Source organism: Comamonas odontotermitis (assembly GCF_014207855.1).
Lineage (GTDB): Bacteria > Pseudomonadota > Gammaproteobacteria > Burkholderiales > Burkholderiaceae_C > Comamonas > Comamonas odontotermitis_A.
Genome location: NZ_JACHKZ010000012.1, coordinates 1 through 26,019, shown reverse-complemented (window position 1 = coordinate 26,019; position 26,019 = coordinate 1). Strand labels below are relative to the sequence as shown.

The 26,019-nt window shown below is 61.2% G+C and carries 17 protein-coding genes and 1 tRNA gene; 8 read left to right on the top strand and 10 right to left on the bottom strand.

Features of this window, described 5'->3' with window-relative positions:
- Positions 1-434: 434 nt before the first annotated feature.
- The 3 genes from HNP33_RS11040 to HNP33_RS11030 form a co-directional block, all read right to left on the bottom strand.
- A complete protein-coding gene (locus tag HNP33_RS11040) occupies positions 435-3,503 on the bottom strand; it encodes a beta strand repeat-containing protein (protein ID WP_184708474.1) in 3,069 nt (1,022 codons plus the stop codon).
- A 131-nt stretch (positions 3,504-3,634) separates the two neighbouring features.
- The gene (locus HNP33_RS11035) at positions 3,635-5,014 is read right to left on the bottom strand and encodes a CsgG/HfaB family protein (protein ID WP_184708476.1); all 1,380 of its coding nucleotides are present in this window, start codon (positions 5,012-5,014) and stop codon (positions 3,635-3,637) included.
- Between the two features lie 17 nt (positions 5,015-5,031).
- On the bottom strand, positions 5,032-5,607 hold the full coding sequence (locus HNP33_RS11030; RefSeq protein WP_184708478.1) for a hypothetical protein: 576 nt from the start codon (positions 5,605-5,607) through the stop codon (positions 5,032-5,034).
- Positions 5,608-5,984: 377 nt separating this feature from the next.
- Here HNP33_RS11030 and HNP33_RS11025 point away from each other — a divergent pair, with 377 nt between their 5' ends.
- The 3 genes from HNP33_RS11025 (at position 5,985) to HNP33_RS11015 (ending at position 10,532) form a co-directional block, all read left to right on the top strand.
- Entirely contained in the window at positions 5,985-6,641 is a 657-nt protein-coding gene (locus HNP33_RS11025; RefSeq protein ID WP_184708480.1) for a response regulator, read from the top strand.
- 54 nt (positions 6,642-6,695) lie between these two features.
- The gene (locus HNP33_RS11020; protein ID WP_184708482.1) at positions 6,696-8,279 is read left to right on the top strand and encodes an ABC transporter substrate-binding protein; all 1,584 of its coding nucleotides are present in this window, start codon (positions 6,696-6,698) and stop codon (positions 8,277-8,279) included.
- Between the two features lie 228 nt (positions 8,280-8,507).
- Positions 8,508-10,532: a hybrid sensor histidine kinase/response regulator gene (locus tag HNP33_RS11015; RefSeq protein WP_184708484.1), complete on the top strand. Its 2,025-nt coding sequence runs from the start codon at positions 8,508-8,510 to the stop codon at positions 10,530-10,532.
- On the opposite strand, the gene serB is transcribed toward HNP33_RS11015, so the two are convergent.
- Complete coding sequence (gene serB / locus HNP33_RS11010) at positions 10,489-11,196, bottom strand: phosphoserine phosphatase SerB (protein ID WP_184708486.1); 708 nt, start codon at positions 11,194-11,196, stop codon at positions 10,489-10,491. The two genes, HNP33_RS11015 and serB, sit on opposite strands and share 44 nt — an antisense overlap.
- Before the next feature lie 205 nt (positions 11,197-11,401).
- Positions 11,402-14,890, bottom strand: coding sequence for a transcription-repair coupling factor (gene mfd, locus HNP33_RS11005; RefSeq protein ID WP_184708487.1), 3,489 nt, complete (start codon positions 14,888-14,890; stop codon positions 11,402-11,404).
- 247 nt (positions 14,891-15,137) lie between these two features.
- Here mfd and HNP33_RS11000 point away from each other — a divergent pair, with 247 nt between their 5' ends.
- Both HNP33_RS11000 and ispF read left to right on the top strand, forming a co-directional pair.
- The gene (locus tag HNP33_RS11000; protein WP_184708489.1) at positions 15,138-16,031 is read left to right on the top strand and encodes an IspD/TarI family cytidylyltransferase; all 894 of its coding nucleotides are present in this window, start codon (positions 15,138-15,140) and stop codon (positions 16,029-16,031) included.
- Positions 16,032-16,144: 113 nt separating this feature from the next.
- Positions 16,145-16,645, top strand: a complete 501-nt coding sequence (gene ispF, locus HNP33_RS10995; RefSeq protein ID WP_418903837.1) for a 2-C-methyl-D-erythritol 2,4-cyclodiphosphate synthase — start codon at positions 16,145-16,147, stop codon at positions 16,643-16,645.
- 215 nt (positions 16,646-16,860) lie between these two features.
- On the opposite strand, the gene HNP33_RS10990 is transcribed toward ispF, so the two are convergent.
- The 5 genes from HNP33_RS10990 to HNP33_RS10970 form a co-directional block, all read right to left on the bottom strand.
- On the bottom strand, positions 16,861-17,523 hold the full coding sequence (locus tag HNP33_RS10990) for a hypothetical protein (protein WP_184708491.1): 663 nt from the start codon (positions 17,521-17,523) through the stop codon (positions 16,861-16,863).
- A 92-nt stretch (positions 17,524-17,615) separates the two neighbouring features.
- On the bottom strand, positions 17,616-18,017 hold the full coding sequence (locus HNP33_RS10985) for a GFA family protein (protein ID WP_184708493.1): 402 nt from the start codon (positions 18,015-18,017) through the stop codon (positions 17,616-17,618).
- 136 nt (positions 18,018-18,153) lie between these two features.
- Complete coding sequence (locus HNP33_RS10980) at positions 18,154-19,671, bottom strand: sensor histidine kinase (RefSeq protein WP_184708495.1); 1,518 nt, start codon at positions 19,669-19,671, stop codon at positions 18,154-18,156.
- 157 nt (positions 19,672-19,828) lie between these two features.
- A complete protein-coding gene (gene ompR / locus HNP33_RS10975; protein ID WP_184708497.1) occupies positions 19,829-20,560 on the bottom strand; it encodes a two-component system response regulator OmpR in 732 nt (243 codons plus the stop codon).
- A 306-nt stretch (positions 20,561-20,866) separates the two neighbouring features.
- Positions 20,867-21,649, bottom strand: a complete 783-nt coding sequence (locus HNP33_RS10970; protein WP_184708499.1) for a 3-hydroxybutyrate dehydrogenase — start codon at positions 21,647-21,649, stop codon at positions 20,867-20,869.
- Between the two features lie 90 nt (positions 21,650-21,739).
- Between HNP33_RS10970 and HNP33_RS10965 the strand changes: the two genes are divergently transcribed.
- From HNP33_RS10965 to HNP33_RS10955, 3 genes are all read left to right on the top strand, one after another.
- Complete coding sequence (locus HNP33_RS10965; RefSeq protein ID WP_184708500.1) at positions 21,740-22,675, top strand: alpha/beta fold hydrolase; 936 nt, start codon at positions 21,740-21,742, stop codon at positions 22,673-22,675.
- A 39-nt stretch (positions 22,676-22,714) separates the two neighbouring features.
- The gene (locus tag HNP33_RS10960; RefSeq protein WP_184708502.1) at positions 22,715-24,952 is read left to right on the top strand and encodes a RelA/SpoT family protein; all 2,238 of its coding nucleotides are present in this window, start codon (positions 22,715-22,717) and stop codon (positions 24,950-24,952) included.
- A 106-nt stretch (positions 24,953-25,058) separates the two neighbouring features.
- Positions 25,059-25,135 (top strand) — tRNA-Val (locus HNP33_RS10955).
- Positions 25,136-26,019 lie beyond the last annotated feature (884 nt).

Genomic DNA, 26,019 nt, shown 5'->3' with positions numbered 1-26,019 from the left:
CCCCATCTGCCCGTTCAAGCCTCAGAACGTGTTTACGATCTCCTCGCGCCGCGACAGTGGCTTTGCGGGGCGCCCGGCTAGCGATGGGCTGCTAGGCGCAATACCGCATCAATAGCCCCGCTATTGCGAGGATTTGCAACGACGCAGACCGCCCCTAGCCGGGCGCCCCCAAACCCAGTGTCCCTACGGGTTCGAGTGAAACCGGGCGATTTCTTCGTGCTGCCCCTTGCTTGTACCCCGGTGCAAGCTGCGGCCCCAGCACTTCGAACTCATCCCGATTGCACTCCAACGCGGCTGCGTAGAGATCGTAAACACGTTCTCAGCACAGCGGTGCGGGCGTGGCGTGTGCAGAGGCAAAAGAGCCCACCGGTGGTGGGCAAAAGGGCGGACGGCGAGGGACGATGCGTCCGCCCGGGCGGCAGTGAGGGTGCCGCTTATTTCACACCCAGCGTCATGGACGACACCGAGTTGTTGCCCACGGCCACGGCGCTGATGCGGTTGCCGGAGATGTTGTTGCCCGTCGAGACACCGCCACTGCTGACATTTCCGCTGGCGCCAGCGGTCACTGCGCCCGTATTGATCTGCGTCGACGTCAGGTTGGTGCTGGCCACCAGCTGGCCGGGCAGGGCGACGATGTTGATCTGGTTGACTGCGTTGTTGCCATAGGCCGTTGCAGTCACCGTGTTGTTCAGCAGATTGGAGGTGGTGGCTCCCCCGCTCACCATGGGCTGGCCCGCAGGGGCATTGAGCGCAGCAGTGGCGGTGATGGCGCCGTTGTTGGTCTGCGTGTTCAGCAGGCTGGCACTGTTGCCGTTGAAGGCGGTGCCCGCTGCTGCGTTGATGCTGTTGAGCGCCGCGTTGCCAGCGCCCAGTGCATCGACGGCATTTCCCGAAACGGTGACCGCCCCCGTATCCAGTGCGCCTTGCACACCAATCGTCATGGTGGTGTTGGCATTGACCTGGCCGACATTGGCCTGCACGTTCGACAGAACACCGGCGAGGCCACCGCTGGCGGTAGTCGAGTCAAGCGCGAGTAGGTTGTTGGCAACATTGGCGCGCGCACTGGTGCTGGCCTGGTTGTTGCTCACGGTGGTGGCGCCACTGTTGCTCACGCCGGTGCCAGTCAGCAGGTTGGTGACGACCGTGGCGCTGGTATTGCCTGAGGCCTTCTGGTCACTGCCCAGTTGCAATGTGGGCGCCGCCAGGTTGGTTCCGGCCTGCAGGCTGATGGTGTTGATCGCCTGGTTCTGGCTGGCGCTGGCATTGGCGCTGTTGTCCGAGACGATGGCTTCATGCCCACCCGAGCGCAGGCCCGATACCCCGAAGTCCACCTGTACCAGCGAAGTTGCGTTGCCAGCTTGCGCGTCCTGCACGTTGCCCAGGATGGCTCCGCTGCCCGCTCCATTCATGCTGGTGTCGCTTTTCAGCGCTGCGGTGTTGGCAGCGAGGTTGATGTTGGCATCGGCGTTGGCGTTGTTGCCCGACACGATGCTCTGCCCGCCTGAAAGCGACAGCCCGGACACGCCCACCATCGCCATGGTGGGGCTAGGGGCGGGTGCAGGGCTGACCTGGTTGAGGTTTGCCACCGTGGCGCTCACGTTGCCGGAGACATGCGTCTGTGTATTGGCGATCAGCGCACCTGCATTGTCCAGGCTGGTGCCGTTGATGGCGGTCTGGTTGCTGGCAGTCTGGCTGCTGGCAACGGCGGCCAGAGTGTTGCCGCTTACCGTCTGCTGGTCGCGGGTAAAGGTGTTGACGGACAAGGGTCCCAGCGTGGTGCGAACACTGCCAACCTGTGCGACATCCACAGTGGCGCTGGTGTTGCCGACGGTGTGCGTCTGAGTGCTGACAATGGCTGCGGGTGTGAAATTGAGCGAACCGCCCGTGATGGAGATGGCGTTGCTCGCCCGGGTGCTTTGCGCAGTGGCCTGCAGGCTGTTGCCGGTCACGGTCTGGCTCCCACCTTGGGAGAAGAGCGCCCGGCTGCCCAACGCAGTCACTTCGGTGATGGCGCTGACGTTGCCGCTTGCATGGCTTTGCGTGCTGGTTATCGCAGCGCCGGTGTTGTCGATGCTGCCGCTGGCGTGCAGGTTCGCGGTATTGGTGGCGTCGGAGCCCTGGGCCGAAGCGTAGGCCTTGTTGCCCGAAATGGTCTGGGTATCGCCGCTGGAGTTGCCCAGAATCGAAGGTGCCATCGACGAGCCCAGCTGGGTCACCTTGGTATGGGCACTGACGCCCGCACCGGCAAAGCTCTGGGTGTTGCCCACCGTCACGATGGCCTCGGGGCCCATGGCCGCAGGGCCGGTGATGCTGCTGTCAGCCGTCACGGAGACGCCGGTGTTCCCTGTATTGCCGCTGGCGCTTGCACCTGCGGTATTGCCATTGACGATGTACTGGTTGCCGGACGAGTTGGTGGATGCGTTGCTCACGCCCAGCATGCCTACGACACTCTGCGCTTGCGTGCTGCCACTGGCCGCTTGCACCGTGTTGGCAAATGCAGGCAGCGTGCCGTCAAGCTGGACGGAGCCCGCGTCCATTGCAATCTGGTTGCTTTGCTGGTTGCTCTGCGCTGATGCCGTGGCCTGGTTGCCGCTGGTGTTGAAACTGCTGTTCGAAGGGCTTGGAGAGGTGAGGGTTCCCTGGATTTGCGTGCCCAGCGTATCAACGGCGCTGATGGCTCTGGTGGTGCCGGCCTGCACCTGGGTCACGCCGCTCATGAGCCCGCCGGTGGTGGAGATGGTCAGGTCTGCAGGTGTAGTAACGGCAATGCCGGTCTTTGATTGGTTGGCCGAGGCGGATGTGTCTGCGGTATTGCCGGAGACGTTGACGGTCAAATCCGTCCAGCTGCCACTGCGGGGCTGAATGCTGGCGCCCAGCAGCCGCACAGCGGTGTTGGCTGATATGTTGCTTGCCGTTACCTGCCCGGTGCCGGCAATGGCGGGCGTGGCCAGCACCAGCGTGGGGGCGCTGATGGCCATCGTGGCGACGTCGGAGTTGCCGCTGGCTTGGGTGGAAACCTCGTTGCCGCTCACATTGGCCGTGGCGCCGACACGGCTGCCCGCATTCGCCAGCGCATTGGCTGCGCCTGTGGTGTCGATGCCGACGGTCGTATTGTTGGTATTGGCCGTAACGGCGCCCGTGACCAGCTGGGTGGCTGTCACTACGGGGTTGACGGCACCGGCCTGGCTGGTGATGGAGAGCGCCTCCGTGGCGCCAGGGGCCAATTGGTGTTCGTTGCCGTGGGCGCTGGCGCCGAGGCTGTTATTGCTGTTGTTGGTGGTGACCGGGTCCAGGGTACCAAGAACCAGGTTGGCGCCGCCATTGGCGGTCACAGGGCCGCTGCTGTTTTGCGACGGCGTGGGTCCGATGACCGCTGGCGGGCCCGCGCTGATGATCTGGGCCTGCGCGCCCATGGCTGCGCCAAGCAGTGCCACGGCAGCGGCCAGTGGCGCCAGATGTGTGCGGGGAACGCGGCGCGAAGAGGATGTGGTGTGACGTGACATGGTGCTCTCCTTGGAAAAAATGGAGCGGGGCTGGGGAAGAACTCTTGAAAAGGAAGGTGATTGGCCTCAAACGCTTTTGGGGAAAGCGCTATCAGCTATGGTTTTGATATCGACGTACCCTGGCTGACGCCTCAGGGGGTCACCTGCAGCTTGGCGAGCAGCCGGTAGCCAGCGCCATAGCGGTGAACGGTGTTGTCGCCTGGCGATGGGCGCCAGGTGATGCGTATCTGATCTGGCGGAACGCCGTGCTGCGCCAGCAGGTTGCGCAAGGCTTGGATGCGGGCGTCGGTCAGCTCGTCGCGGCGAGTGGGGTTCTGGTCGGCTTCGCGCTCACGGGCCAGCAAGGCCATGCGTACGCCCTGGCCTGCGCGCAGGCGCGTTGCCACGGTTTCAGCCGCAGTAGCCGATTGTTGGGCGATGCGGTTGGAGTTTTCCTCGAACACCACGTCCATCGCCGTGAGCGCGGCGGCCGTACTTTCCTGCAGCGGCTCGGTGGCAACCGCTGCCTGGGGCGCAGCTGCAGTGGGTTGGGCTGGCGCGGGCGTGGGAGCTGGCGGAGCTTCTTCGGGCGGTGTGGCGGTTGCCTTGGCCTGTTCGGTAGCGCCGGTCTTTTCCAGGCAAGGCGCTGCAGGCGTCTGGGTGATGGTGCTGATGAGCTCGATCACACCTTGCTCCAGCGTGGTGCGCACGCCCAGCTGCACGGGCTCCAGATCCTTGCTGCCAGCGTTGATGTCGAACAGGTTGCTGCCGAAGAAGCGGAAGATGCCTGCGCCGATTTCCCGGCCCACGATCTGCTTTTGCAGGCTGACAGCACGCACCACACGCAGCGTGCGGGTCTCGACAATGCGAAGGTCTGCGCCGACATTCATGGTGAAGACCCGGTAGCGCGGACCGATCTGGTTGATCTGGGCCTCGATGCCGCCGGACTGGATGTTGTAGTTCACTTCGGTGAGGCCGCCGATGATGTAGTAGTCGGACTTGAGGATGGAGCCACCGTAGTACGGAAGCCAGGGCACCGCACGCTGGCCCTTGTCATCAGCCAGTGCATGTGAGTTGCCATCGCCCAGCTGGCGCCGGTCGGTATAGGCCAGCTCCAGCTCGGCCACGCGGGTGTCGAAGCGCTCGCGCACGTCAATCGCGCCGCCGAGCTTGCCCAGCGCCGAATACACCATCAGCGCGCCGCCTTGGGTGACGACATTGCCATCGCCCTGCGAGTACTTTCCGGTGTAGTCCTTGATGTCGCCGACGGCCACCGACAGGGGCGCTTTGCCGCCTTGCTGGGCCACGATGCGGTGTGACAGGCAGGCCAGAATGCCATCGAGCGGCGTACCGTTGTGGCGCGGGCCCGGCCCTTGCATGACGGCGGCTTCGCCTTCGGCCATCTGCACCTGCTGGTAGGTAGGCAGCGCGCAGCCGCCCAGCAGCAGGGTGGCAGCCAGGGTGGACAGGGGCAGGATTTTGCTGCGCCCTGCCTGCAGTACGGGAACTGTGTGCTTGGTGGGTGTATGCATGGTGTCCTCCGCCGCGCTTAGTTGATGGCACCGCTGGAGCTGAACTGGCAGGCCGAGCTGCCGCTCACGTTCGTGGTCTGGCTGCCGCTGTTGTTCTGCGCGACCTGCATGTCCTGCTGGCCATTGGAGCGGTCGCTGTTGATGGGCGCCGTGGTGGTGGTCGAAGGGCTGCCCTGCACACCGCTGGTGATGGGGCCGGAGTTGCTCTGGTTGTTGTTGGTAACTCCGCCGCGGCCGAGGTTGTCACGGCTTTCGCTGGAGCTGCCGGTGCTGCTGGCGCTGGTGCCAGATGAGGCATTGGTTACGGGAGAAGCCACGTTATTGGCTTGGTCTGCAGCGCTGCTGTTACCAGCCGAAGTGGGCTGGAAGTTGCAGTTGACCTGGCGTTCGATATTGGTGATGTAGGTGCTTTTGAATGCGTCGTAATAGCCGCCTTTCTTCTTCTCTACCAGGTCGTTGACCAAGGCCCGGTTGGCGCGGTCCGCGCTGGTCTGGAACTGCCATGGCACGGATTCGCCGAGCCAGCCCTGTGCATGGGCATGGGTGGCCGCCGTCAGCAAGCCGATGGCCAGATAGGTGGTGGTTTTGTTCATGTCGTCCTCGCATTGGTGGGTCCGCTTGCCGTGGGCCAAGCGGAGGGAAGCGCGAGTGCACTGGCCGCATCGCAGCAATGCCTTCGCATGGCTGCATGGTCATTTTTTGGTGAAAAATCGTAAATAGTTCAGATGCACTAGGCGGAAGCGTCAGAAACGGGGTAGGTGGAGGCCTTTCTGTGGGGGATGTTTTGTATTTTTCATATATTTATCAATGAATTGAAAATTTTCATATTTGATGAAATCGATGCTGAAAAGCACATCAAAAGGCAGTTAGTACAAATGAACTATTGGTTACGGATTGGTTTGGATGTAAGGTAACGATATGTATGTGTTTGCGCCAAAAGTTATCAAAAAGAGAGAGAAGAGGGATAAACATGACGCTTCCATTGCCATCGGTCGTGCTGGTTGATGACCACCCCATGTTCCGCAAAGGGCTGCGGATGATGCTGTCGACCAGCGACATGGTGCAGGCCCATATCCATGAGGCGAGTTCGGTGGCCGAGGCCATTGCGCTGCAGTGCTGGGCCGATCTGGTGCTGCTGGACATCAGCATGCCTGGGTGCGATGGACTGGCCGGTATCGATCATGTACGAAAGCGCTGGCCGCGTGCCTTTGTGGTGATGCTCTCCGGCCATGACCATCCGGAGTTGATGAAGGATGCCGTGCGGCAAGGAGCGTCAGGCTTCATGTCCAAAGCCATGCAGCCCGACGCGATATGCGCCCAGGTGCAGCACTGGCTGCGCAGAAGCCCCGGGATGGAGCCAGTGAGCCGCAGCAAGCCTGTGAGCCTGTGCACGGTGCCGCCTCTGGCAGAGGGCGAGAGCGAGTTGCCTGTGCGCCAGTACGAAGTCCTGAAGATGCTCGCCAAAGGCTACAGCAACAAGGCAATTGCCAGGCAGTTTGGCCTGAGCGAACACACGATCCGCAACCAGGTGGCGTCGGTGCTGAAGCACTTTGGCGCCGAGACGCGCACCCAGGCCGTGCTCAACGCCCAGCGCAGCGGCGTTCTGCCGGCCATGCCCATCAAGTAGGCACGGGCGGCGGCCCGTGTCAGTGATATGGGCAGCCGGCAGGAGGAAACCACAATGAAAGAGCAAAGCACGGTAGTTGATGAAGGCGAACGGCAGGCAGTAGAGCAGGGCCTGTTGCCTGCTTGCCTGCTGCCGCCGCAAAGACTGCAAAGGCCACGCAGGATGCTGTGGCTGCAGGGGCTGTTGGCGCTGCTATGTTGGCTGTGGGTGATTCCGGCACAGGCTGGCTCGGACAGCCTGCGCATTGGCATCCAGCTGGAGCCTCCATCGCTCGATATCACCACCACCAGTGCGGGCACGGCAAGCGAAATCACCTATGCCAATGTCTATGAGGGGCTGACTTTCATCGATGGAGAGGGCAAGGTAAAGCCACGGCTGGCGACGCAGTGGCAGGTGAGCAAGGACGGCAAGACAGTCGATTTCGAGCTGCGCGGGCAGGTGCTCTACCACGACGGCAAGCCCTTCAATGCGCGCACCGCAGTCTTCAGCCTGCAGCGCATGCTGAAGATGACCAGCATGAATGCCTACCTTGAGTGGTTTGACAAGGTTGCCTCGGTGGAGGCTGTGGACGACCAGTTGCTGCGCATTCACCTGACCGCACCCGACAGCCTGCTGCCTTATGCGCTGGCCTTGCCAGGCGCCGTCATGGTGCACCCCGATACGGCAGATACCAATGCTGTCCAGCCAGTGGGCACAGGGCCGTACCGGGTCAAGCCCTGGCGGCGGGGCCACTCTGTCAGCCTGGTGCGCAATGACTCCTGGTGGAATTCCCTGAAACCGCAGATACGCGAGGCACAGTTTCTCTTCATGACCACCTCGTTCGAGACGGAAAGCATGCTCGCTGAGGGCCGCATTGATGTGCTCAGCAGCGTGACGCGGCTGACCGGCGCCTTTGCGGGCCGCTCCGATTACGTCATGACCTCGCGCGGTGTGGAGGGCAAGCAGATCGTGGCATTGAACAATGCGCGTGCGCCGCTCAACGACATCCGTGTGCGCCGTGCACTCAGCCATGCCTTGGACCGCCGTGAATACCATGGCATCTATGGGCCGCTCATTCAGGCTGTACCCATTGGCACGCATTTCTCCCCCTTTCACCCCGCCTATGTGGATCTGGTGAACCGCTACCCCTACGACGTGGAGCGCGCCAAGGCGCTGCTGCGCGAAGCCGGTGTGGCGCCGGGGACAGTGTTGAAGCTGGCATTGCCGCCCACCGACTATGGGCGCTATGGCAGCCTGATTGTGGCCCGGCAGATGGAGGCCATCGGCATCCAGGTCGAAATCGTGACCATGGACTGGCCCACCTGGCTCGACAAGGTGTTCAAGCAGAAGGACTATGACATGACGGTCATCATGCATGTCGAGCCCATGGACCTGAACATCTATGCCCGCAGCGGCTATTACTTCAACTACGACAACCGGGCCTTCAAGAAGATCTGGGAGAAGGTACGCGCTGCACGCAACGATGCCGAGCGCAACGAACAGCTGGGGCAGGCGCAGCGCCAGATCACCGAGGATGCGGTCAACCTCTTCATCCAGCTGCGACCTGAGCGCAACTTCATCCGGCGTGAACTGGCGGGCATGTGGGAGCACTGCCCCATACCCGTATTTGCGATCGAGAACCTGCGCTGGCAGAACTGAGGTGGAGCAGGGAAATCTGCGCCAATGCTTCAAAAAAGAGGGCTGACGGCGACCTCGGGTAGAAGGCTCAATCGATCTTTTAATGGAAATCCAGTGAGTACAAGCGCAAATAGCTATGTTTTATGAATCCTTACCGCGAGGGCTTGACGAAGGGGACTGCGGCGCGAGGCATTTTGCTCACGGCGCCGAGATGCGTGTTGCCTGCCTGAAGTTCCTGGGCCCAAGCGCATGTCCCGCTCCTTGAAGCTTGCCAGACCTTCGGTCACTGCCAGGCTGCTGATCATCCTCACGGTGGTTGCGGTGGGCATTGCCATGGTCTTTGTGTTTGCGATCCGGGGGCTCAAGCGTACCGACCAGGAAGTGCGACGGTTGGCAAATGTCGAGATGGAGCAACTGGTTGCCAGCACGCGGCTCATGCAGCAAAGCGAAATGGTGGCAAGCTACGCGCGCCTGGTGGGTCAGAGCAACAGCCAGAGCGAGCGACGCCTGAACATGATGGAGCTGACGGACCGCATGCTGTGGCTGGACAAGCTGGTGACCGAGCTGGTGGCCAGTGGCGACCTGCGCGATCTGGGGCCGCAACTGATCACCACGCGCGAAGCGCTTCGGGTGAAGGTGGGCCAATTGAGTGGCGCGGTGTTCGAGCCTTCGGTCTACGGAGAGGCGGAGATGCAGACCGATGCGCTGGTGGCGGGCAGCCAGGCGTTGGCCACCAAACTGTCGCTGCTGGCCAGCCATGTGGCGGCAGATCTACGCCGCGAGCTCAATGAGAGGGGCCGCCAGCTGTCGCGCGATGTGGCCACCCAGCAGGAGCGCCTGAACTGGTTGGTGACGGCGCTGATCCTGATCGTGATTGCCGCAGGTATCTATATGGATGCCTCGGTGTCGCGCCGGATTGTCAACTTGCAGCGTGAAGTGCGCGATGATGAATTCGGCGGAATCCACACCGCGCCCGACCTGCATGGCGACGAAATCGACCAGCTGGCGCATGCCATTGCATCGTATAAAAAGCACCTGAGCGACCATGCCCGCCATGCACAGAACGCGGTGCATGACAAGAACCGCGTCCTCGCTGGCGTGAGCCATGACCTGCGCCAACCGGTGCAGGCGCTCAACCTGTTTCTGGAAACCCTGCGCGGATCGGGCCTGACGCCACCGCAGGCGAGTGTGTTGGAGCACGCGCGCGCGGCCAGCGCCGCAAGCCGCGAGATGCTCGATACGCTGATGGATTATTCACGCATTGAAGCGGGCGTGCTGGATGCCAAGCTCCAGCCGGTGGCCATTGCAGGTATTCTGCGCAGGCTTGAGAAGGAGTTTGGCCCCCAGGCCGATGCCGCGGGCCTGCTTTTCCGGGTGCGGGACAGCGAGGACTGGGTCTACACCGACCAGTCATTGCTCTTCATGCTGCTGCGCAACCTGGTCTCCAACGCGCTGCGCTACACCGACCAGGGGGGCGTGCTGCTGGCGGTGCGCAAGCGTGGCCTGCAGCGCTGCATTGAGGTGTGGGATACGGGCCTCGGAATTGCGCCGGCTCACCATGAACTGATCTTTCAGGAGTTCCGCCAGGTCGGTGAAGACCATGGGCCCGGTGGCAAGGGGCTTGGCCTGGGGCTGGCCATCGTGCGCGAGCTGGCCGACATCCTGAACGTGCAGGTGTCGCTCTCCTCCCGGCTGGGCAAGGGCACGGTGTTTCGTGTTGCGCTGATGGCCGAGGCCGCGCCTGCGGGCGCCTACGGGCTGGTGTCAGGCTTGTGGGAGGACGCTGATGACGCGGGATACGAGCCGCTTGCGGGCCTGAAGGTGCTGGTGGTGGACGACGAGCCCCTAGTGCGCGTGGGGCTGTCGAGCATGCTGGAGCAGTGGCAGTGCGAGGTGGTGAGCGCAGCAACCGTCGGCCAGGTGCAGCGGCTGCTGCGGCGTGCGCAGGACAGTGCAAGCAGGCCGTTTGATGTGGTGCTGACCGACCTGCGCCTGTCGAAAACCGAAGATGGCGGCATGGTGGTGATGGCCATGCGCGAAGCCATTGCCCATTACCCGCCCTGGCAGACGCATCTGCCGCAGTACATCATCCTGACGGGAGACACCGCGCCAGGGCGGCTGCAACTGGCCAACACCATGGGCGCCACACTGATGCACAAGCCCATTGATCCGCGGCAGTTGCACGATCTGCTCAGCCGCGAGCTGGGCCTGCGGCTGGACATGGAAGAGTTTATGGAAACACTTCCAGCAATCGATCCAGACCGCCCTGATTGATGGCAACCTTGGCTTCTGCGCGCACGCGGGGCTTGGCGTGGTAGGCCACTGACAGGCCTACTTCGCGCATCATCGGCAAGTCGTTGCTGCCGTCGCCTACGGCAATCACCTGCGCAGGCGCAATGCCCATCAGCGAAGCCAGGCCCAGCACCGTGCGGCGCTTTTCCTCGCCATCGCAGATGTCGCCCCAGCTTTGCTCCACCAGGCCGCCGGTGAGCTTGCCGTCCTGCACTTCAAAGATGTTGGCGCGGACAAAGTCGATGCCCAGCTGGGTTTTGACGTGGTCTGCAAAGAAAGTGAAACCTCCCGATACCAACAGTACCTTGAGGCCGGCCGCATGGGCTGCGTCGATCAAGGTCTTGGCGCCTGGGGTCAACTGCAGGCGCTCTTGCAGCACACGCTCGATATCGGCAATAGGCACGCCTTTGAGCAAAGCCATGCGCTGGCGCAGGCTTTCCTTGTAATCGCTGATCTCGCCGCGCATCGCCGCTTCGGTGATGGCTGCCACCTCGGCCTTCTTGCCGGTGATGTCGGCAATCTCGTCGATGCACTCGATGGTGATCAGGGTCGAGTCCATGTCGAACGCGATCAGCTTGTAGTCAGCCAGCTTGTTGAAGGGAAGCGTGCCTTTGATTTCGATGGCGGGCGGGGGCGTGGCAGTCATGGGTATGGATGCTTTCGTGGAGGGGCCCGCAGCTTGGGTGCTGCGGGCGTCTGGCGCTGATTCTACCCAGGCGCGCCGCATGTGGCGCGGTGCGGTGACGCAGGCCAGCACAGCTGCCCAGGAAGAATTTGCGATGAAGACAGGCGTACCTGCGCCTCTATGGATGGGTCGCAGAGGTCATATTTGTATATTCCGACTATTACCTCTATGCCGTTGCACCTTCGGTCTTTGGCGTGTTCGTCAGCGGCTTGCCGAGGCTGCGCACCACATCGCGCACCATCTGTACGCGGTCCTTCACCTCGGGCAGGGCGCGTTCGATGCGCAGCTTGTCATTGCCAGCCAGCTTGATCGCCTTGTTCTTCTGGATCAGGCCAATGATGGTCATCGGTTCGATCGGTGGGTTGGGGTGGAAGCTGATATTGATGACACCCGGCGCCGCGTCAACCTTCTGCACACCAAACGGCTCGCACAGCACCCGCAGGCGGTGAACGTCGATGAGGGTCTGCGCCTGCGCTGGCAGCTTGCCGAAGCGGTCGACGATTTCTTCGAGCAATGCGTCGATCTGGTCGGCAGTCTTGGCGGTTGCCAGCTTTTTGTAGAACGACAGGCGCAGGTGTACATCGCCGCAATAGTCGTTGGGCAGCAGGGCCGGGGCGTGCAGGTTGATGTCGGTGGTGGCGGCCATCGGGGAGAGCAGATCCGGCTCCTTGCCGTTTTTGAGGCTGCGCACGGCTTCGGACAGCATCTCGTTGTAGAGCTGGTAGCCGATTTCCATCATGTTGCCGCTCTGGTTGTCACCCAGCACTTCGCCCGCCCCCCGGATTTCCAGGTCGTGCATGGCAAGGTAAAAGCCGCTGCCCAGCTCTTCCATCTGCTGGATGGCTTCGAGCCGCTGTGCTGCCTGCTTGGTCAGGCCCTCCATGTCGGGCACCATCAGGTACGCATAGGCCTGGTGGTAGCTGCGGCCTACGCGGCCACGCAGCTGGTGCAATTGCGCCAGGCCAAACTTGTCGGCACGGCTGATGACGATGGTGTTGGCACTGGGTACGTCGATGCCGGTCTCGATGATGGTCGAGCACAGCAGGATGTTGTAGCGCTGGGCCACGAAGTCGCGCATCACGCGTTCCAGCTCGCGCTCGGGCATCTGGCCATGGGCCACGGCGATGCGGGCCTCGGGCAGAATTTCTTCCAGCTTCTGGCGCCGGTTCTCGATGGTCTCGACCTCGTTGTGCAGAAAGTAGACCTGGCCGCCACGCTTCAATTCGCGCAGCACCGCTTCGCGGATGACGCCGGTGCCTTCGTTGCGCACAAAGGTCTTGATGGCCAGGCGCCGTTGCGGCGCCGTTGCAATGACGGACAGATCGCGCAGCCCGTCGAGCGCCATGCCCATGGTGCGTGGAATGGGCGTGGCGGTGAGCGTGAGCACGTCCACTTCGGCGCGCATGGCCTTCATGGCCTCTTTGTGGCGCACGCCAAAGCGATGCTCTTCATCGATGATGAGCAGGCCGAGGTTCTTGAACTGGGTCTTCTCCGACAGAAGCTTGTGCGTGCCCACCACGATGTCGACCGTGCCGTCATCCAGCCCCTTGATGGTGGCATTGACCTCCTTGCCCGAGCGAAAGCGTGACACCAGCGCCACCTTGATCGGCCATTTGGAAAAGCGATCCGCCAGGGTCTGGTAATGCTGCTCGGCAAGCAAGGTGGTGGGGGCCAGCAGCGCCACCTGCTTGCCGCCGGTTACCGCGACAAAGGCTGCACGCAGCGCCACCTCGGTCTTGCCAAAGCCCACATCGCCGCACACCAGTCGGTCCATGGGGCGGGGCGAGATCATGTCCTGAATTACCGCATGGATGGCGGCGCGCTGGTCGGCCGTTTCGTCAAAGCCAAAGTCGTTGGCGAACTGCTCATAATCCTGCGGGCTGTAGCGGAAAGCGTGGCCTTCGCGGGCGGCGCGGCGGGCATAGATGTTGAGCAGCTCGGCAGCCGTGTCACGCACCTGCTCTGCGGCCTTGCGCCGGGCTTTTTCCCACTGGCCGCTACCCAGTTTGTGCAGCGGCGCTTCGTCTGCCGATACGCCGGTGTAGCGGCTGATCTGCGCGAGCTGGCTCACAGGCACATACAGCACCGCCTTGTCAGCATATTCCAGGTGCAGAAACTCCTGCAGCGCGGGCGAGCCATCGGGGTTCTTCTGGCCCACATCCATGTTGATGAGGCCGTGGTAGCGACCAATGCCGTGCTGGGCATGAACCACCGGGTCGCCCACTTTCAGCTCCGACAGGTCCTTGATCAGCGCCTCGACATCGCTCGCCTGTTCCTGCCTGCGGCGGCGGCGCGCACTGCCGGTGGCGGCGAACAGTTCGGTCTCGGTGATGAAATCGATCCCCTGCTCAGCCCAGCGAAAGCCCTTGGCAAGCGCCGCAGTGGCAATGCCGACCTTCTCGTTCGTGCTCTGCTGAAACTCGGCCAGTGAATCGAAGGCGGGAGGGTTCAGCCCGCTCGCGCGGAAGAAATCGAGCAGGCTCTCGCGCCTGCCGTCGCTTTCCGCCAGAAGCAGCGTGCGTGCCTTGCCAGATGCAATGTGCCGCTGCAGTTTGGCGAGCGGGTCTTCGGCGCCGCGCACCACGGCCAGGTCTTCCAGCTTTTGGAAAACGGCTGCGTCTTCCACATCCTCCACCTGCGGGCGCAGGGAAAACTGAGCCGTTTCCCTGGCGGTAGTGTAGAACTGGTCTGCAGTCAGAAACAGGGTTTCAGGCGGCAGCGCAGGGCGCTCCGGGTCACCCTGCACCAGCCGGTAGCGGTCCTTGGTGTCTTGCCAGAAGCGCTGGAAGGCAGGCTCCAGATCGCCGTGCAGCACCAAGGTGGCATGGTCGCCCAGGTAATCAAACACCGTAGCGGTGCTGTCAAAGAACAGGGGCAGGTAGTACTCGATGCCCGCCGTGGCCACGCCGTTGCCCATGTCCTTGTAGATGCGGCTCTTGGTCGGGTCGCCTTCCAGCAACTCCCGCCAGCGGTTGCGAAAGCGCGCGCGCGCCTCGTCATCCATGGGGAACTCGCGGCCCGGCAACAGACGCACTTCCTTGACCGGGTAGAGGCTGCGCTGCGTGTCGGGGTCGAAGGTGCGGATGGAGTCGATCTCGTCATCGAACAGATCCACCCGATAAGGCACGAGCGAGCCCATCGGGAACAGATCGATCAGCCCGCCTCGTACGGAGTATTCGCCGTGGCTGACTACCTGCGACACATGGTTGTAGCCCGCCAGCGTGAGTTGCGCCTTGAGTTTGGCCTCGTCGAGCTTCTGCCCGGCCTGGAAGGCAAAGGTATAGCTTGCGAGGAAAGATGGTGGCGCCAGACGGTACAGGGCCGTGGTGGCGGGGATCAGCACCACGTCCGCTTCGCCCTGGCTGATGCGCCACAGCGTGGCCAGGCGTTCGCTGATCAGATCCTGGTGCGGCGAAAAGGTGTCATACGGCAGCGTTTCCCAATCCGGGAAAAGGGCAGTGCGCAGCTCGGGCGCAAAAAAAGCCATTTCGTCCTGCAGGCGATGCGCGTCGCTCGCATCGGCGGTAACGATGGCAGTGACACGCTTGCCCGAGGCTTCGCGCTCGGCCAGGCGCGCCAGCAGCAATGCGTCGGCGCTGCCAGGAGGCATTGGGGACTGGAAGCGTTTGCCGGCGATGAGTTTGGGAAGTTCCATGGTTTCAACAACCCATCTCGGCGGATGGGTCACCTTCACAACAACTGAGCCCGCTGGTAGCGGGCTAGCAGCGGGAAGCAGAACAACAAAAGCACGGAAAGCCCTATGGTCTCTCTGCAAAACTCCTTTCCGTGGTCTGAACGTGGTCTCGCGCGATCCGTGTTCATCCTATTTGGCCGGGGTTTTGCAGAGCCTTTCCAGGCTCCGTGCGTTAAAACAAAAGTCTGAGCCATTCTAAAATAGACGCATGAACCAGTCTGTCCGCAATGATTTGATCCCGGCTGTGCCCGCTGCACCACCCGATGCCGCGATTCCGCAGCCCGCACCATTGCCTGCAGACCCGGGTGCAGCCACGCAGACGCTGGACGAGGCCAGCCGCGACGTGATTGCCCGTTACTGGGCTTTTCTGCCCTGCGCGGGTGTGGGCGCGCGAGCGGTGGATGCCACGCGTCCGGCCCATGTGCCCAAGCAATACCAAAAGGTGGCGGGCTGGCCGCTGGTGCTGCACACCCTGGCTGCCTTCATGGCGGTCAAGCCGCTTGCGGGCGTGCTGGTAGGCGTGAGCAGCGGCGATGATTTTCTGCAGCGCTACGCGCATGCCGGTTTTGCGATCAGCCCCTGCGGCGGCCCCACGCGCGCCGATACCGTGGCGGGTGGCCTGCGCAGCCTGCTTGAGCAAGGCGCGCAGCGCCACGATTGGGTGCTGGTGCATGATGCGGCGCGTTGCCTCATCAAGCCCAGCCAGATCGAGCAGTTGATGCAGGAATGTGCGGCTGATGCGGTGGGCGGCCTGCTGGCCTTGCCGCTGCCCGATACGCTGAAAGCCGCCAAGATTGATGCACATGGCCAAAGCCGTGTCAGCACGACGCTGCCGCGTGTCGACAAGTGGTTGGCACAGACCCCGCAGATGTTCCGCATTGGCTCCTTGCTGGACGCTCTGGCCCAATGCCAGGATGTGACGGACGAGGCCAGCGCCATCGAGGCCGCTGGCCTGCACCCGCGCCTGGTGGCGGGCAGCAGCTTCAACTTCAAGGTCACCTATCCAGACGATTTTGCGCTGGCAGAAGCCTTGCTGTCGCAGCGCATCGCCGCTGGAGACAGCCAGATTGCTATTATTTTTGATGAATCTGCGCGCGACTGATGTACGCTGGAGGCTGATCGTAGGTGCGCCAAGCTCGCATCGCAAGCGATGGTCTCCACAGACGCAAGTTCTGCCCGGCGAAGTTGGGGCTGGAATTTTTTACTGAAACTTGAATGAAAAGGTACGTGATGTTGGCAATGCGGATTGGTGAAGGCTGGGATATTCACGCGCTGGTACCGGGGCGCGATCTGGTGCTGGGGGGCGTCACCATTCCACATACGGCGGGCCTGTTGGGACATTCGGATGCCGACGCCCTGCTGCATGCGATTACCGATGCGCTGGTAGGCGCTGCAGGCCTGGGTGATATCGGTACGCACTTTCCGGACACCGACGAACGCTTTCGCGGCGCCAATTCTGCTGTGTTGCTGACTGAGGCCATGCGCCGCGTGGCCGAGCAGGGCTGGGTGGTGAACAACGTCGATAGCACGGTCATCGCACAGGCGCCCAAACTGGCGCCTCACATTCCCGCCATGCGCGCGAGCATCGCCAAGGCGCTGGGCATTGACGAGGCCCAGGTCAACGTCAAAGCCAAGACCGCAGAAAAAATGGGGCCGGTGGGCCAGGGCGCAGCCATGGAAGCGCGTGCTGTGGTGCTGCTGGTGCGCGCTGGATAGCAGGGTTTTGATAGCTGGAGGTGATCTTCTCTAGAGCGCTCGGGACCCTCTGCAAAACTTCCTGCTATGGTCTGAGCGCGGTCTCGGGCGATCCGCTGCGTTGTCTTTCTTGGCAATAGCTACGGCTATTGCCTTCAAAAGATGCCGTTCGTCTCATCCCGATCCGCATCCATCCCATTTGCCAAGGGCTTTGCAGAGGATTTCTGGCGGCATTTTTATGTGTTCTCGGAGTTGCCACAGCACTTCTGCATAAACGCTGCGATGGGTGGCGCGCAGGTGTCGGATACCGTTTGCAGGAGCATGTGAGGCCCCGGGATGGTGATGGTCTGGCTGTTTGGTAAATGTGCAAAAGGTTGTACGCTGCCGGACGGTACAAGTCGGTCTTTTGCAGCGCGAATGGCCAGCAGCGGCACTCGCAAGCGCTGCATGTCCAAAGCTGGTGGCTGCAAAGCCTCCATAGCGCGATGTTGTAAAACCTTGGGTGACGCATGACCCAGCGCCTGCTTTAAAGCCGCTTGCAATGGCGGCGTTGCCCAGCGGCCCAGCAACCACCAGTGCCATGCTGCAGCCGGCACAGCGTGCAAGGTTCTGGCCGGTAGATTCCTGATCAACGGCAACAATGGTAGGGCCCACGGCACAGCACAGCCTGCAAAGCTGGCTGCCAATACCACGCCTTTTAGCTGTGCTGGTGGGGCTAGGTACATATTGCCCTGGCCACACCCCGCCAACAACAAGGCCAATGGACCCCCAAATGATTCACCCAACAGTACAAAGGGGCGGTCGTGCGGAAGCTGTGGTTGCACCCAATGCGCCAGTTCGGCATACCCCATGGTCTGATGCGGCGGATAGAGCATGAGTTGGTGTGCCAGTCCATCCATGCCTTGCACTGCGCGAAGGCTTTGCGGAAGGGCTCCCTGTAATGCCGGGCTCCCATCGATTCCTGGCAGGGTGACCAGACAGGGCGTTTTGCTCAAGCCTCGCCGCCCTCATGTCGGGCCATGAATTGCGCCCCTGTCAGGGTGCACACCTCATTGGCCAGTGCATAGTAGGCGGGTTTTTCGTCGATGTAGATCTGCTGGGTGAGCTCCAAGCCATCCTCGTCCTGGAAGAGGCCGGCAGACAGGTAGTGCGCATTGTTTTCTACCAGCCGGTAGAACAGATGGGTGCCGCAGCGGCTGCAGAATGCGCGTTCCGCCCATTCCGATGAGGCGTAGCGGGTGACGGGGCCGCTCACTTCCACCTCGGTGCCGCCTTCCAGGCTGAAGCCCGGGCCTCCATTCCAGCGCTGGCACATGGTGCAGTGGCAGACATGAACCTGGAGATACGTTGGCGCAGTCACATGAACGGCACCACAAAGGCACTGGGCTTGCATGGCAGCTTCCTTGGAGAATAGGGGGAGGTGCCCGCATTCTAGACATGGTCTGCCATCCGGCACAATCGGTGCGAATGAGAAATCCGAGTCAGATGCCCGCTCCTGAAGGGAGATGAAACGGGCCCTGAGCCTGGTGTTACTGCAAGTCTCCCAGGTTGGTGGGGGTGCCGGGCAGGTGGCGCTTGATCTGCGGGCGCTGCAGGCGGCGCTTGGGTTCCTTGCCCTGGGGCTGGTCTGGTGCGCGGCGCAGGTAGATGCTGGTGACAAGGCCTGTGCTGCCATCGGATGCATTGGCCATGGTGAGGCGTCCGCCCATGCGCTGCACGGTTTTTTCGACAATGGAGAGGCCCAGCCCTGCACCTGCTGCAGCGGTACGGGCCGTGTCGCCACGGAAAAAGGGCTTGGTCAGGTTGCTGAGTTGGTCGGCAGATACGCCGGGGCCGTGGTCGCGCATGCGGATGGTGACGGTGCTGTCACTGAACTTGACGGTGATGTCCACGCGTGTGTAGTTGGTGCCTGGTGATTTGCCATAGCGGCGCGCATTTTCCAGCACGTTGGAGAGTACGCGCGAGAGCTCGATCTCGTCGGCGCTGGCCATCAGCTCTTCCGGCACAGTCATGTTGATCTGCAGCTCCTGGTGGTCTTGCACGGCGTAAACGCAAGACGATACAACGCCATAGACATTCACCGGGGTGAGCTTGGCTGCATGGTCGGGGCGGGCGTAATCGAGAAATTTGTCGATGGTGGCGTCGAGCTGCACGATATCGGCCACCATGTGTTCGCGGGCCACATCGTCGAAAACGCTCATTTCGGTTTCCAGCCGCAGCCGCGCCAGCGGCGTGCGCAGGTCGTGCGAGATGCCCGCCAGCATGACTGCACGGTCCTGCTCCAGTTTGGCCAGGCGCTCGCTCATGCGGTTGAAGCCGATGTTTACCTCGCGGATTTCGCTGGTGACCGCGTCTTCGTCCAGCTGTGCGGCGAAGTCGCCCTCGCGCAGGCGATTGGTAGCGCTCGATAGCTGCTTGAGTGGCCGGTTGATGAGGCCTGCAATCACTGCTGCGCCCGCCAGCGACAGCGCGGCGGCTGTCAGCACCCAGATCAGCCAGGTTTTGCCGCCTGCGGGATTGAAGCGCGAGGGCTCGATCAGGAACCAGTTCTGGTCGCCGTCGATGGTAAAGCCCACCCACAGGCCTTCCTCATGGTTCACGCTGCTGGCCACCACGGTTCCGGGGCCCAGGCGCCGGGTCAACTCCTGCGTCAGCCGCGCGCCCAGTGGCGTGGAGGTATCCATGGGCTCGTAGGTGTCCTTGGGCTCGCGTGGCACGATGCGCACGCCTTCCTGATCCGCCATGGTCTTGACAAGAGACACGCGGGCAATGGCGTCCGAGTGCAGCAGTGCAGCGCGACTGAGGTTGACGAGCGAGGCGATCTGCTGCGCCGTCTGGATGGCGCGTGGCTCGGTTTCCAGCGAGCGCAGTGTCTGTACCCAGGCCAGAATGCTGCCCGTCAACAGGATCGCCAGCAGGAAAAAGGTACGCCAGAACAGGTTGAGACCGACGCGGGTGCGTTTGCTGGCCCGTGTGCGGGCACCGGCCGTGCCATCCAGAGGAGCCAGGCCGGAGTGGTCTGTGTCGTGAGCGGGGTTGGATGCCATGAGGGAAGTCAGTTCAAAAGGGCTGTGCAGTCATCCTGCATTGTGCGCCATGCACAAAACTGTGGATGACAGCAAAAGTCTGAGCCCAGGCAAAGAAAAACCGCCCACAGGGATGCTGGGGCGGTTGGTCAGCACGTTCTATATATTGAGCGTGTGATCAGTTGGCGCCGTCCGGCACAAACACATAGCCTACGCCCCACACTGTCTGGATGTAGCGCGGCGCTGCCGGGTCGACCTCGACCAGCTTGCGCAGCCGCGAAACCTGTACGTCCAGGCTGCGGTCAAAGGGTTCAAATTCGCGGCCACGGGCCAGCAGGGCCAGCTTTTCGCGTGACAGCGGCTGGCGTGGGTGGCGCACCAGGGTCTTGAGCATGGCAAATTCGCCCGTGGTGAGCGGCAGCTCTTCGCCATCCTTGGTCAGCACGCGGGTGCTCATGTCGAACGTGAAAGGGCCAAAGGTGACCACTTCGTTCTCTCCCGAAGGCGCGCCAGGCGCTTCCTGAGGAGGGCGGCGGCGCAGCACCGCGTGGATACGTGCCAGCAGTTCGCGTGGGTTGAAGGGCTTGCCAATGTAGTCATCAGCGCCCACTTCCAGGCCCACGATGCGATCCACATCTTCACCCTTGGCAGTCAGCATGATGATAGGGGTGCGGTCGTTGCTGGCGCGCAGGCGGCGGCAGATAGACAGACCATCTTCACCGGGCATCATCAGATCCAGCACGATCAGGTCGACGGTTTCGCGCAGCAGGATGCGCTGCAGGCCTTTGCCGTCTTCGGCAATCATTACTTCAAAGCCCTCGTGCGACAGATAGCGGCGCAGCAGGTCACGAATACGGGCGTCGTCATCCACGACCAGGATTTTGTCTACGCGGTTGGTTGCAGTCACCATGGGTGATTTCCTCCGGCTGATTTGTAACTTTTACATTTTGACCGGTTTTTTCGGAAAAAGTGCGTTTCAAGGTCGAAAATTGACTCTAAGTTACAAAATTTGCGTTACATGTGCGTGAGCGTACATGCTGTCAAGTCGGTAAATTCTGTTTTTTATGCCTATCTTCATTGATATTTTGCTCATTTAAACCAAGGACTATGAATTTTTGAAAATGTATCCTTTGTTATGCAAAAAAAGCATTGAATGCAGGGGCTCATAAAAAACGGCGCATGGTGCGCCGCTAGAGGGTGGGGTTTGCAACAGGTTTTATTGCGCTACCCAGCCGCCGTCCATGTTCCAGGCCACGCCGCGTACGTTGTTGGCGGCGGGGGAGCAGAAGAACACCGCGAGCTCGCCCAGTTCATCCGGGGTGGTGAACTGCATCGAAGGCTCTTTCTCGCCCAGCAGCAGCTTTTTGGCTTCTTCATTGCTGATCTTGAGCTGCTCGGCTTTCGCATCCACCTGCTTTTGTACCAGCGGGGTTAACACCCAGCCGGGGCAGATGGCGTTGCAGGTAATGCCCGAAGCTGCGTTTTCCAGTGCGGTCACCTTGGTCAGGCCGACAATGCCGTGCTTGGCCGCCACGTAGGCCGATTTACCGGCGGAGCCCACCAGGCCATGCACCGATGCCACATTGATGATGCGGCCCCAACCGCTTTTTTGCATAGCGGGCAGCGCGAGCCGGCTGGTGTGGAAAGCACTCGTCAGGTTGATGGCGATGACGGCGTCCCAGCGTTCCACAGGAAAATCCTGCACGTTGGCTACATACTGGATACCAGCGTTGTTGACCAGGATGTCCACCTGGCCAAACTCCTGCGCGGCATAGGCAAACATGGCTTCGATGTCAGCGGCCTTGCTCATGTCGGCGCCATGGTAGCCAATGCGTGCGCCAGATCCGGCCATGGCTTCTTGCACTTCGGCCTTCGGGCCTTCGGTGTCGCCAAAGCCATTGAGGATGATATGGGCGCCCTGGCGTGCCAGTGCCTTCGCAATTCCCAGGCCAATGCCGCTTGTCGATCCGGTGACCAGCGCGGTTTTACCTTTCAGCATTCGTTATCTCCAGTTACTATTGGTTCATTCCCACCGGCCATCCTAAACCAAATGGGTTCAATGGGTGGGTGGCCTGCCATATGAAAAACCATGCTTGAACAACCACGCTTGCAATATGTCACCTGTGCGGTCGCTGGCAATACGGAAGCGGGGCGCAGTGATGCTACCCACCGCATGGCCTACTGGGAGTGGAACCATACCGGCAATCCACGGCATCCCCATGTCATTGTCTGTGTGCATGGCCTTACGCGGCAGGGGCGCGATTTTGATGCCTTGGCAAGCCAGCTGGCGCTGCATGCGCGGGTGATCTGCCCTGATGTGGTGGGGCGAGGCTATAGCGACTGGCTCGACAACCCCCAGGGCTACCAGGTGCCCTTGTATGTGGCAGATATGCTTGCGCTGCTGCAGCAGGTGCACAACGCGGCACCCATCGGCAGTCTGGATTGGGTCGGCACCAGCATGGGTGGCTTGATCGGCATGGGGCTGGCGGGTGAAAAAAGCATTCAGCCGGTGCTGCCGGTACCGATCCGGCGCCTGGTGCTGAACGATGTCGGGCCGGTCATAGAGCCTGTATCGCTCGTGCGCATCGGCGGCTATGTCGGCAAGCAGATGGTGTATGCCAGTGAAGCGCAGGCGGTAGAGGCGCTGTGGCATCTGTCCAGGGGGTTTGGCCCTCATACGCCCGAAGAATGGCTTGCACTGTCGCGTCCGATGCTTCGACCTGAAAGCGGCTTGGCCGTGCGCCTGCATTACGATCCGGCCATTGGTGAGCCCATGCGGGCGATGACACCCGAGATGGCCGCAGCAGGCGAGCAACTCCTGTGGCAACTGTATGACAACATAGGTGCTGATACCTTGGTGTTGCGCGGTGCAGAATCGGACTTGCTTTCTGCGAAAACGGCCCAATCTATGGCAGAGCGCGGGCCCAAGGCCCGCGTTGTTGAATTTGCAGGGGTTGGCCATGCGCCCACCCTGGTGTCTTTTGATCAAATAGCTGCGGTGCTGGCCTTTTTGTGCGGTTCGTAGTGCATTCCTGGCGGGGGAGTGCAAGAGTGTGGTGACAACATGAAAAGTTTGACGGCAGTCGCTCAGCCTGCGCCCGGCGCAGAACATCTTCCGGCAGAGCCGGTCTCTCCTCTCGTGGCGGCAACCGCCCATGCACTGCCTGCACAGGACGATGTGCTGGCCCGGGCGCGTTCCTTCGCATTGCCACTGATTGCAGAGGAAACGCTGGATACGGGTGAAAACGCACTGCAGCATGCCGATGCAGTGGCGGCCATCCTCAAGCATATTGGTGGCTCGGAGGCAATGCAGGCTGCAGCCTATCTGGTGCACGCCAGTGAACAGCTGAACAAGCCGCGCGAAGTCATTGGCAAGGTGTTTGGCGAAAGCTATGCCTCGCTGGCCGTCGAAACTGTTGCGCTGATGAAGGTGCAGGCCCAGGCGCGGCAAGCCGATGCGGGCCATCTGGTGGACGACCCGGCCACGCAGACCGAAAACATCCGCAAGATGCTGCTGGCGTTTTCGCGCGATCTGCGGGTGGTGATGCTGAGGCTGACCTCGCGCCTGCAGACCCTGCGCTGGTACGCTGTCAGCAAAAGACCGGTGTCACCGGCCATTGCGCGCGAGAGCCTGCAGGTGTTTGCACCGCTGGCCAACCGTCTGGGCATCTGGCAGATCAAGTGGGAGCTGGAAGACCTGTCCTTCCGCTTTCTGGAGCCAGACACCTACAAAAAGATTGCAAAGCTGCTGGACGAGACCCGTGTGGAGCGCGAGCTGTACATGGTGACCTTGCGCGAGCGGCTCGAATCAGCGCTGCGGGCCCACAGCATCAGCGCCACTGTGGCGGGAAGGCCCAAGCACATCTACAGCATCATCAAGAAGATGCGCGGCAAGTCGCTGGATTTCGAGCAACTGTTCGACATTCGTGCTTTGCGTGTCGTGGTGCCCACGGTCAAGGACTGCTACGCCGCCCTGTCGTTTGTGCATGAGACCTTCGCGCCCATCGAGTCTGAGTTCGACGACTACATTGCCAAACCCAAGCCCAATGGCTACCAATCGCTGCACACCGTGGTGCGCGATGACAATGGCAAGGCCATCGAAATCCAGATTCGCACCCAGGCCATGCACGACCATGCAGAAAACGGCGTGGCAGCGCACTGGGCCTATAAAGAGGCGGGGGCCAAGGGCTACGCAGGTGTCACTGCCAGCAGTGATTACGATGCCAAGATTGCCGTGCTGCGCCAGCTGCTGGCATGGCGCAAGGATTTGGTGGGCCAGACTCAGGACAGTGGCCTGTTTGATGACCATATCTATGTGCTCACGCCCGATGCGGCCGTGATCGAGCTGCCCCAGGGCGCCACCCCGGTTGACTTTGCCTATTCCGTCCACACCGAACTGGGCCACCGCTGCCGCGGGGCCAAGGTTGATGGACAAATGGTGCCGCTCAATACCGCGCTGCAAAACGGCCAGACCGTGGAGGTCGTGGCCGTCAAGGAAGGGCGGCCTTCGCGCGACTGGCTCAATGCCGAGCTGGGCTACCTGGTCAGCTCGCGCGCCAAGGCCAAGGTGCGTGCATGGTTCAACGCACAGATCACCCACGAGAACGTGAGCCGGGGCCGCGAACTGGTGGAAAAACTGCTGCAGCGGGAAGGCAAGACGTCCCTCAAGCACGACGACCTGGCAGAGCAGCTGGGTTTCAAGACTGCAGAAGCCTTGTTCGAGGTTGTCGGCAAAGACGAGCTATCGCTGCGTGCTATCGAAAACATACTGCGCCCGCCCGAACCCCAAGCGCCGCAGGACGAATTTCTGCTCAACCGTCCACGCAAGGCGAGCGAAGCATCTGGCAAAGGCGGCGTGCTGGTGGTTGGGGTGGACTCGCTGATGACCCAGCTGGCCAAGTGCTGCAAGCCCGCGCCACCGGATCAGATCGGCGGTTTTGTCACCCGGGGCAAGGGCGTGAGTGTGCACCGATGCGACTGCAGCAACTTCCGGGAAATGTGTGCACGCAATCCAGAGCGAGTGATCGATGTCGAGTGGGGCTACAGCAGGCGCCAATTGGCGAGCGAGGCCGTGTATCCGGTGGATGTGGCAGTGGAGGCGAACGACCGCCAGGGCTTGCTGCGCGATATCTCCGAAGTCTTTGCCAGGGACAAAACCAATGTGATCGGCGTGCAGACCCAGTCCGTCAAAGGAACGGCCTGGATGACTTTTACGGTGGAGATATCGGATTCGGGCCGGCTGGCCAAAGTGCTGGCCGCAGTAGCCACGGTTGCAGGGGTGCGTTCTGCGCGCCGCAAATAGTCTGTTGAAGCAGGCTGGTGGGACTTGGCGGTGCAGATTTTTGAAAAAGTACCCAAGTTTGCCGGAACGCTGAATTTTTCGGTCTATAATTCAAGTCTTCAACGACAGGCGCGTAGCTCAGCTGGTTAGAGCACCACCTTGACATGGTGGGGGTCGTTGGTTCGAGTCCAATCGCGCCTACCAAACATCGCAAGCAATACCAGTGCTTGCAGCAAAAAAGCCCGCTAGCAAGCGGGCTTTTTTGTTTGCGCGATACGTAGATGTATGGCGATCCATGTTTCAGAGTAGGTCGCTCAAAACAGAAGTCTTTGCTTCTTGAACAGTGGTTGTGGTCTGGCGTTTTGGAAGATGAATCCGCTCCCACGCTTGTCGGTGGAGCAGTAGGGCTTATTTGCTCCAACTCGCCTGTTGATCTTCCCTTCGCTTGTGTGCGCTCTACGCTCCCCCGAACCGATCATTGAATGATTCGGTATGCCGAGCTAGGTAACCGAGCCGACATGTCTGTTCCGAATTCCAGTGCAGTGAATCCGGAAGCTTCCTGTGAGGGTCTGCGCTGAATGTGTGACCGCGCTGAAATAGCCTCGCTCGCAGATGATTGTGGGTTCGAGAGGTTGGCTTCCGGCGTCCATGCTTTCCTAACCTCAAGCCTATTGGGATTCACGTGAGAGTCAGAGGATGACGCCCGTAAATCTTGCTTCTTTACGCTCATCTGGCTTGTCGATGCACAGGGGTGCTATGCATTCGTTGGATTGATTGTAAAAATACTTGACATTAGAATCAAACTGTGAGTTCATGCGTTAGTGAACCATATGCAACATCTAAGTGTTTTTAACAAAGCAGATGTCGATTGTTATAAAAGATGATGCAGCATCGAAAATAAATAGCGATAAAATGAAAATCAAGTTATTTTCATAATAATTTGAAATTTTTATAAGGTAATTAATATGTCAGCACAAGCCGCCAAGCCTGAGTGGCTTTGTTGCACAAATCCGGGCCGCAGCGGTAGTAGGCTCGGATGATGAGTGAGACGAACTGGGGTCGGCGCAAGTACCGCACCACAAACTGGA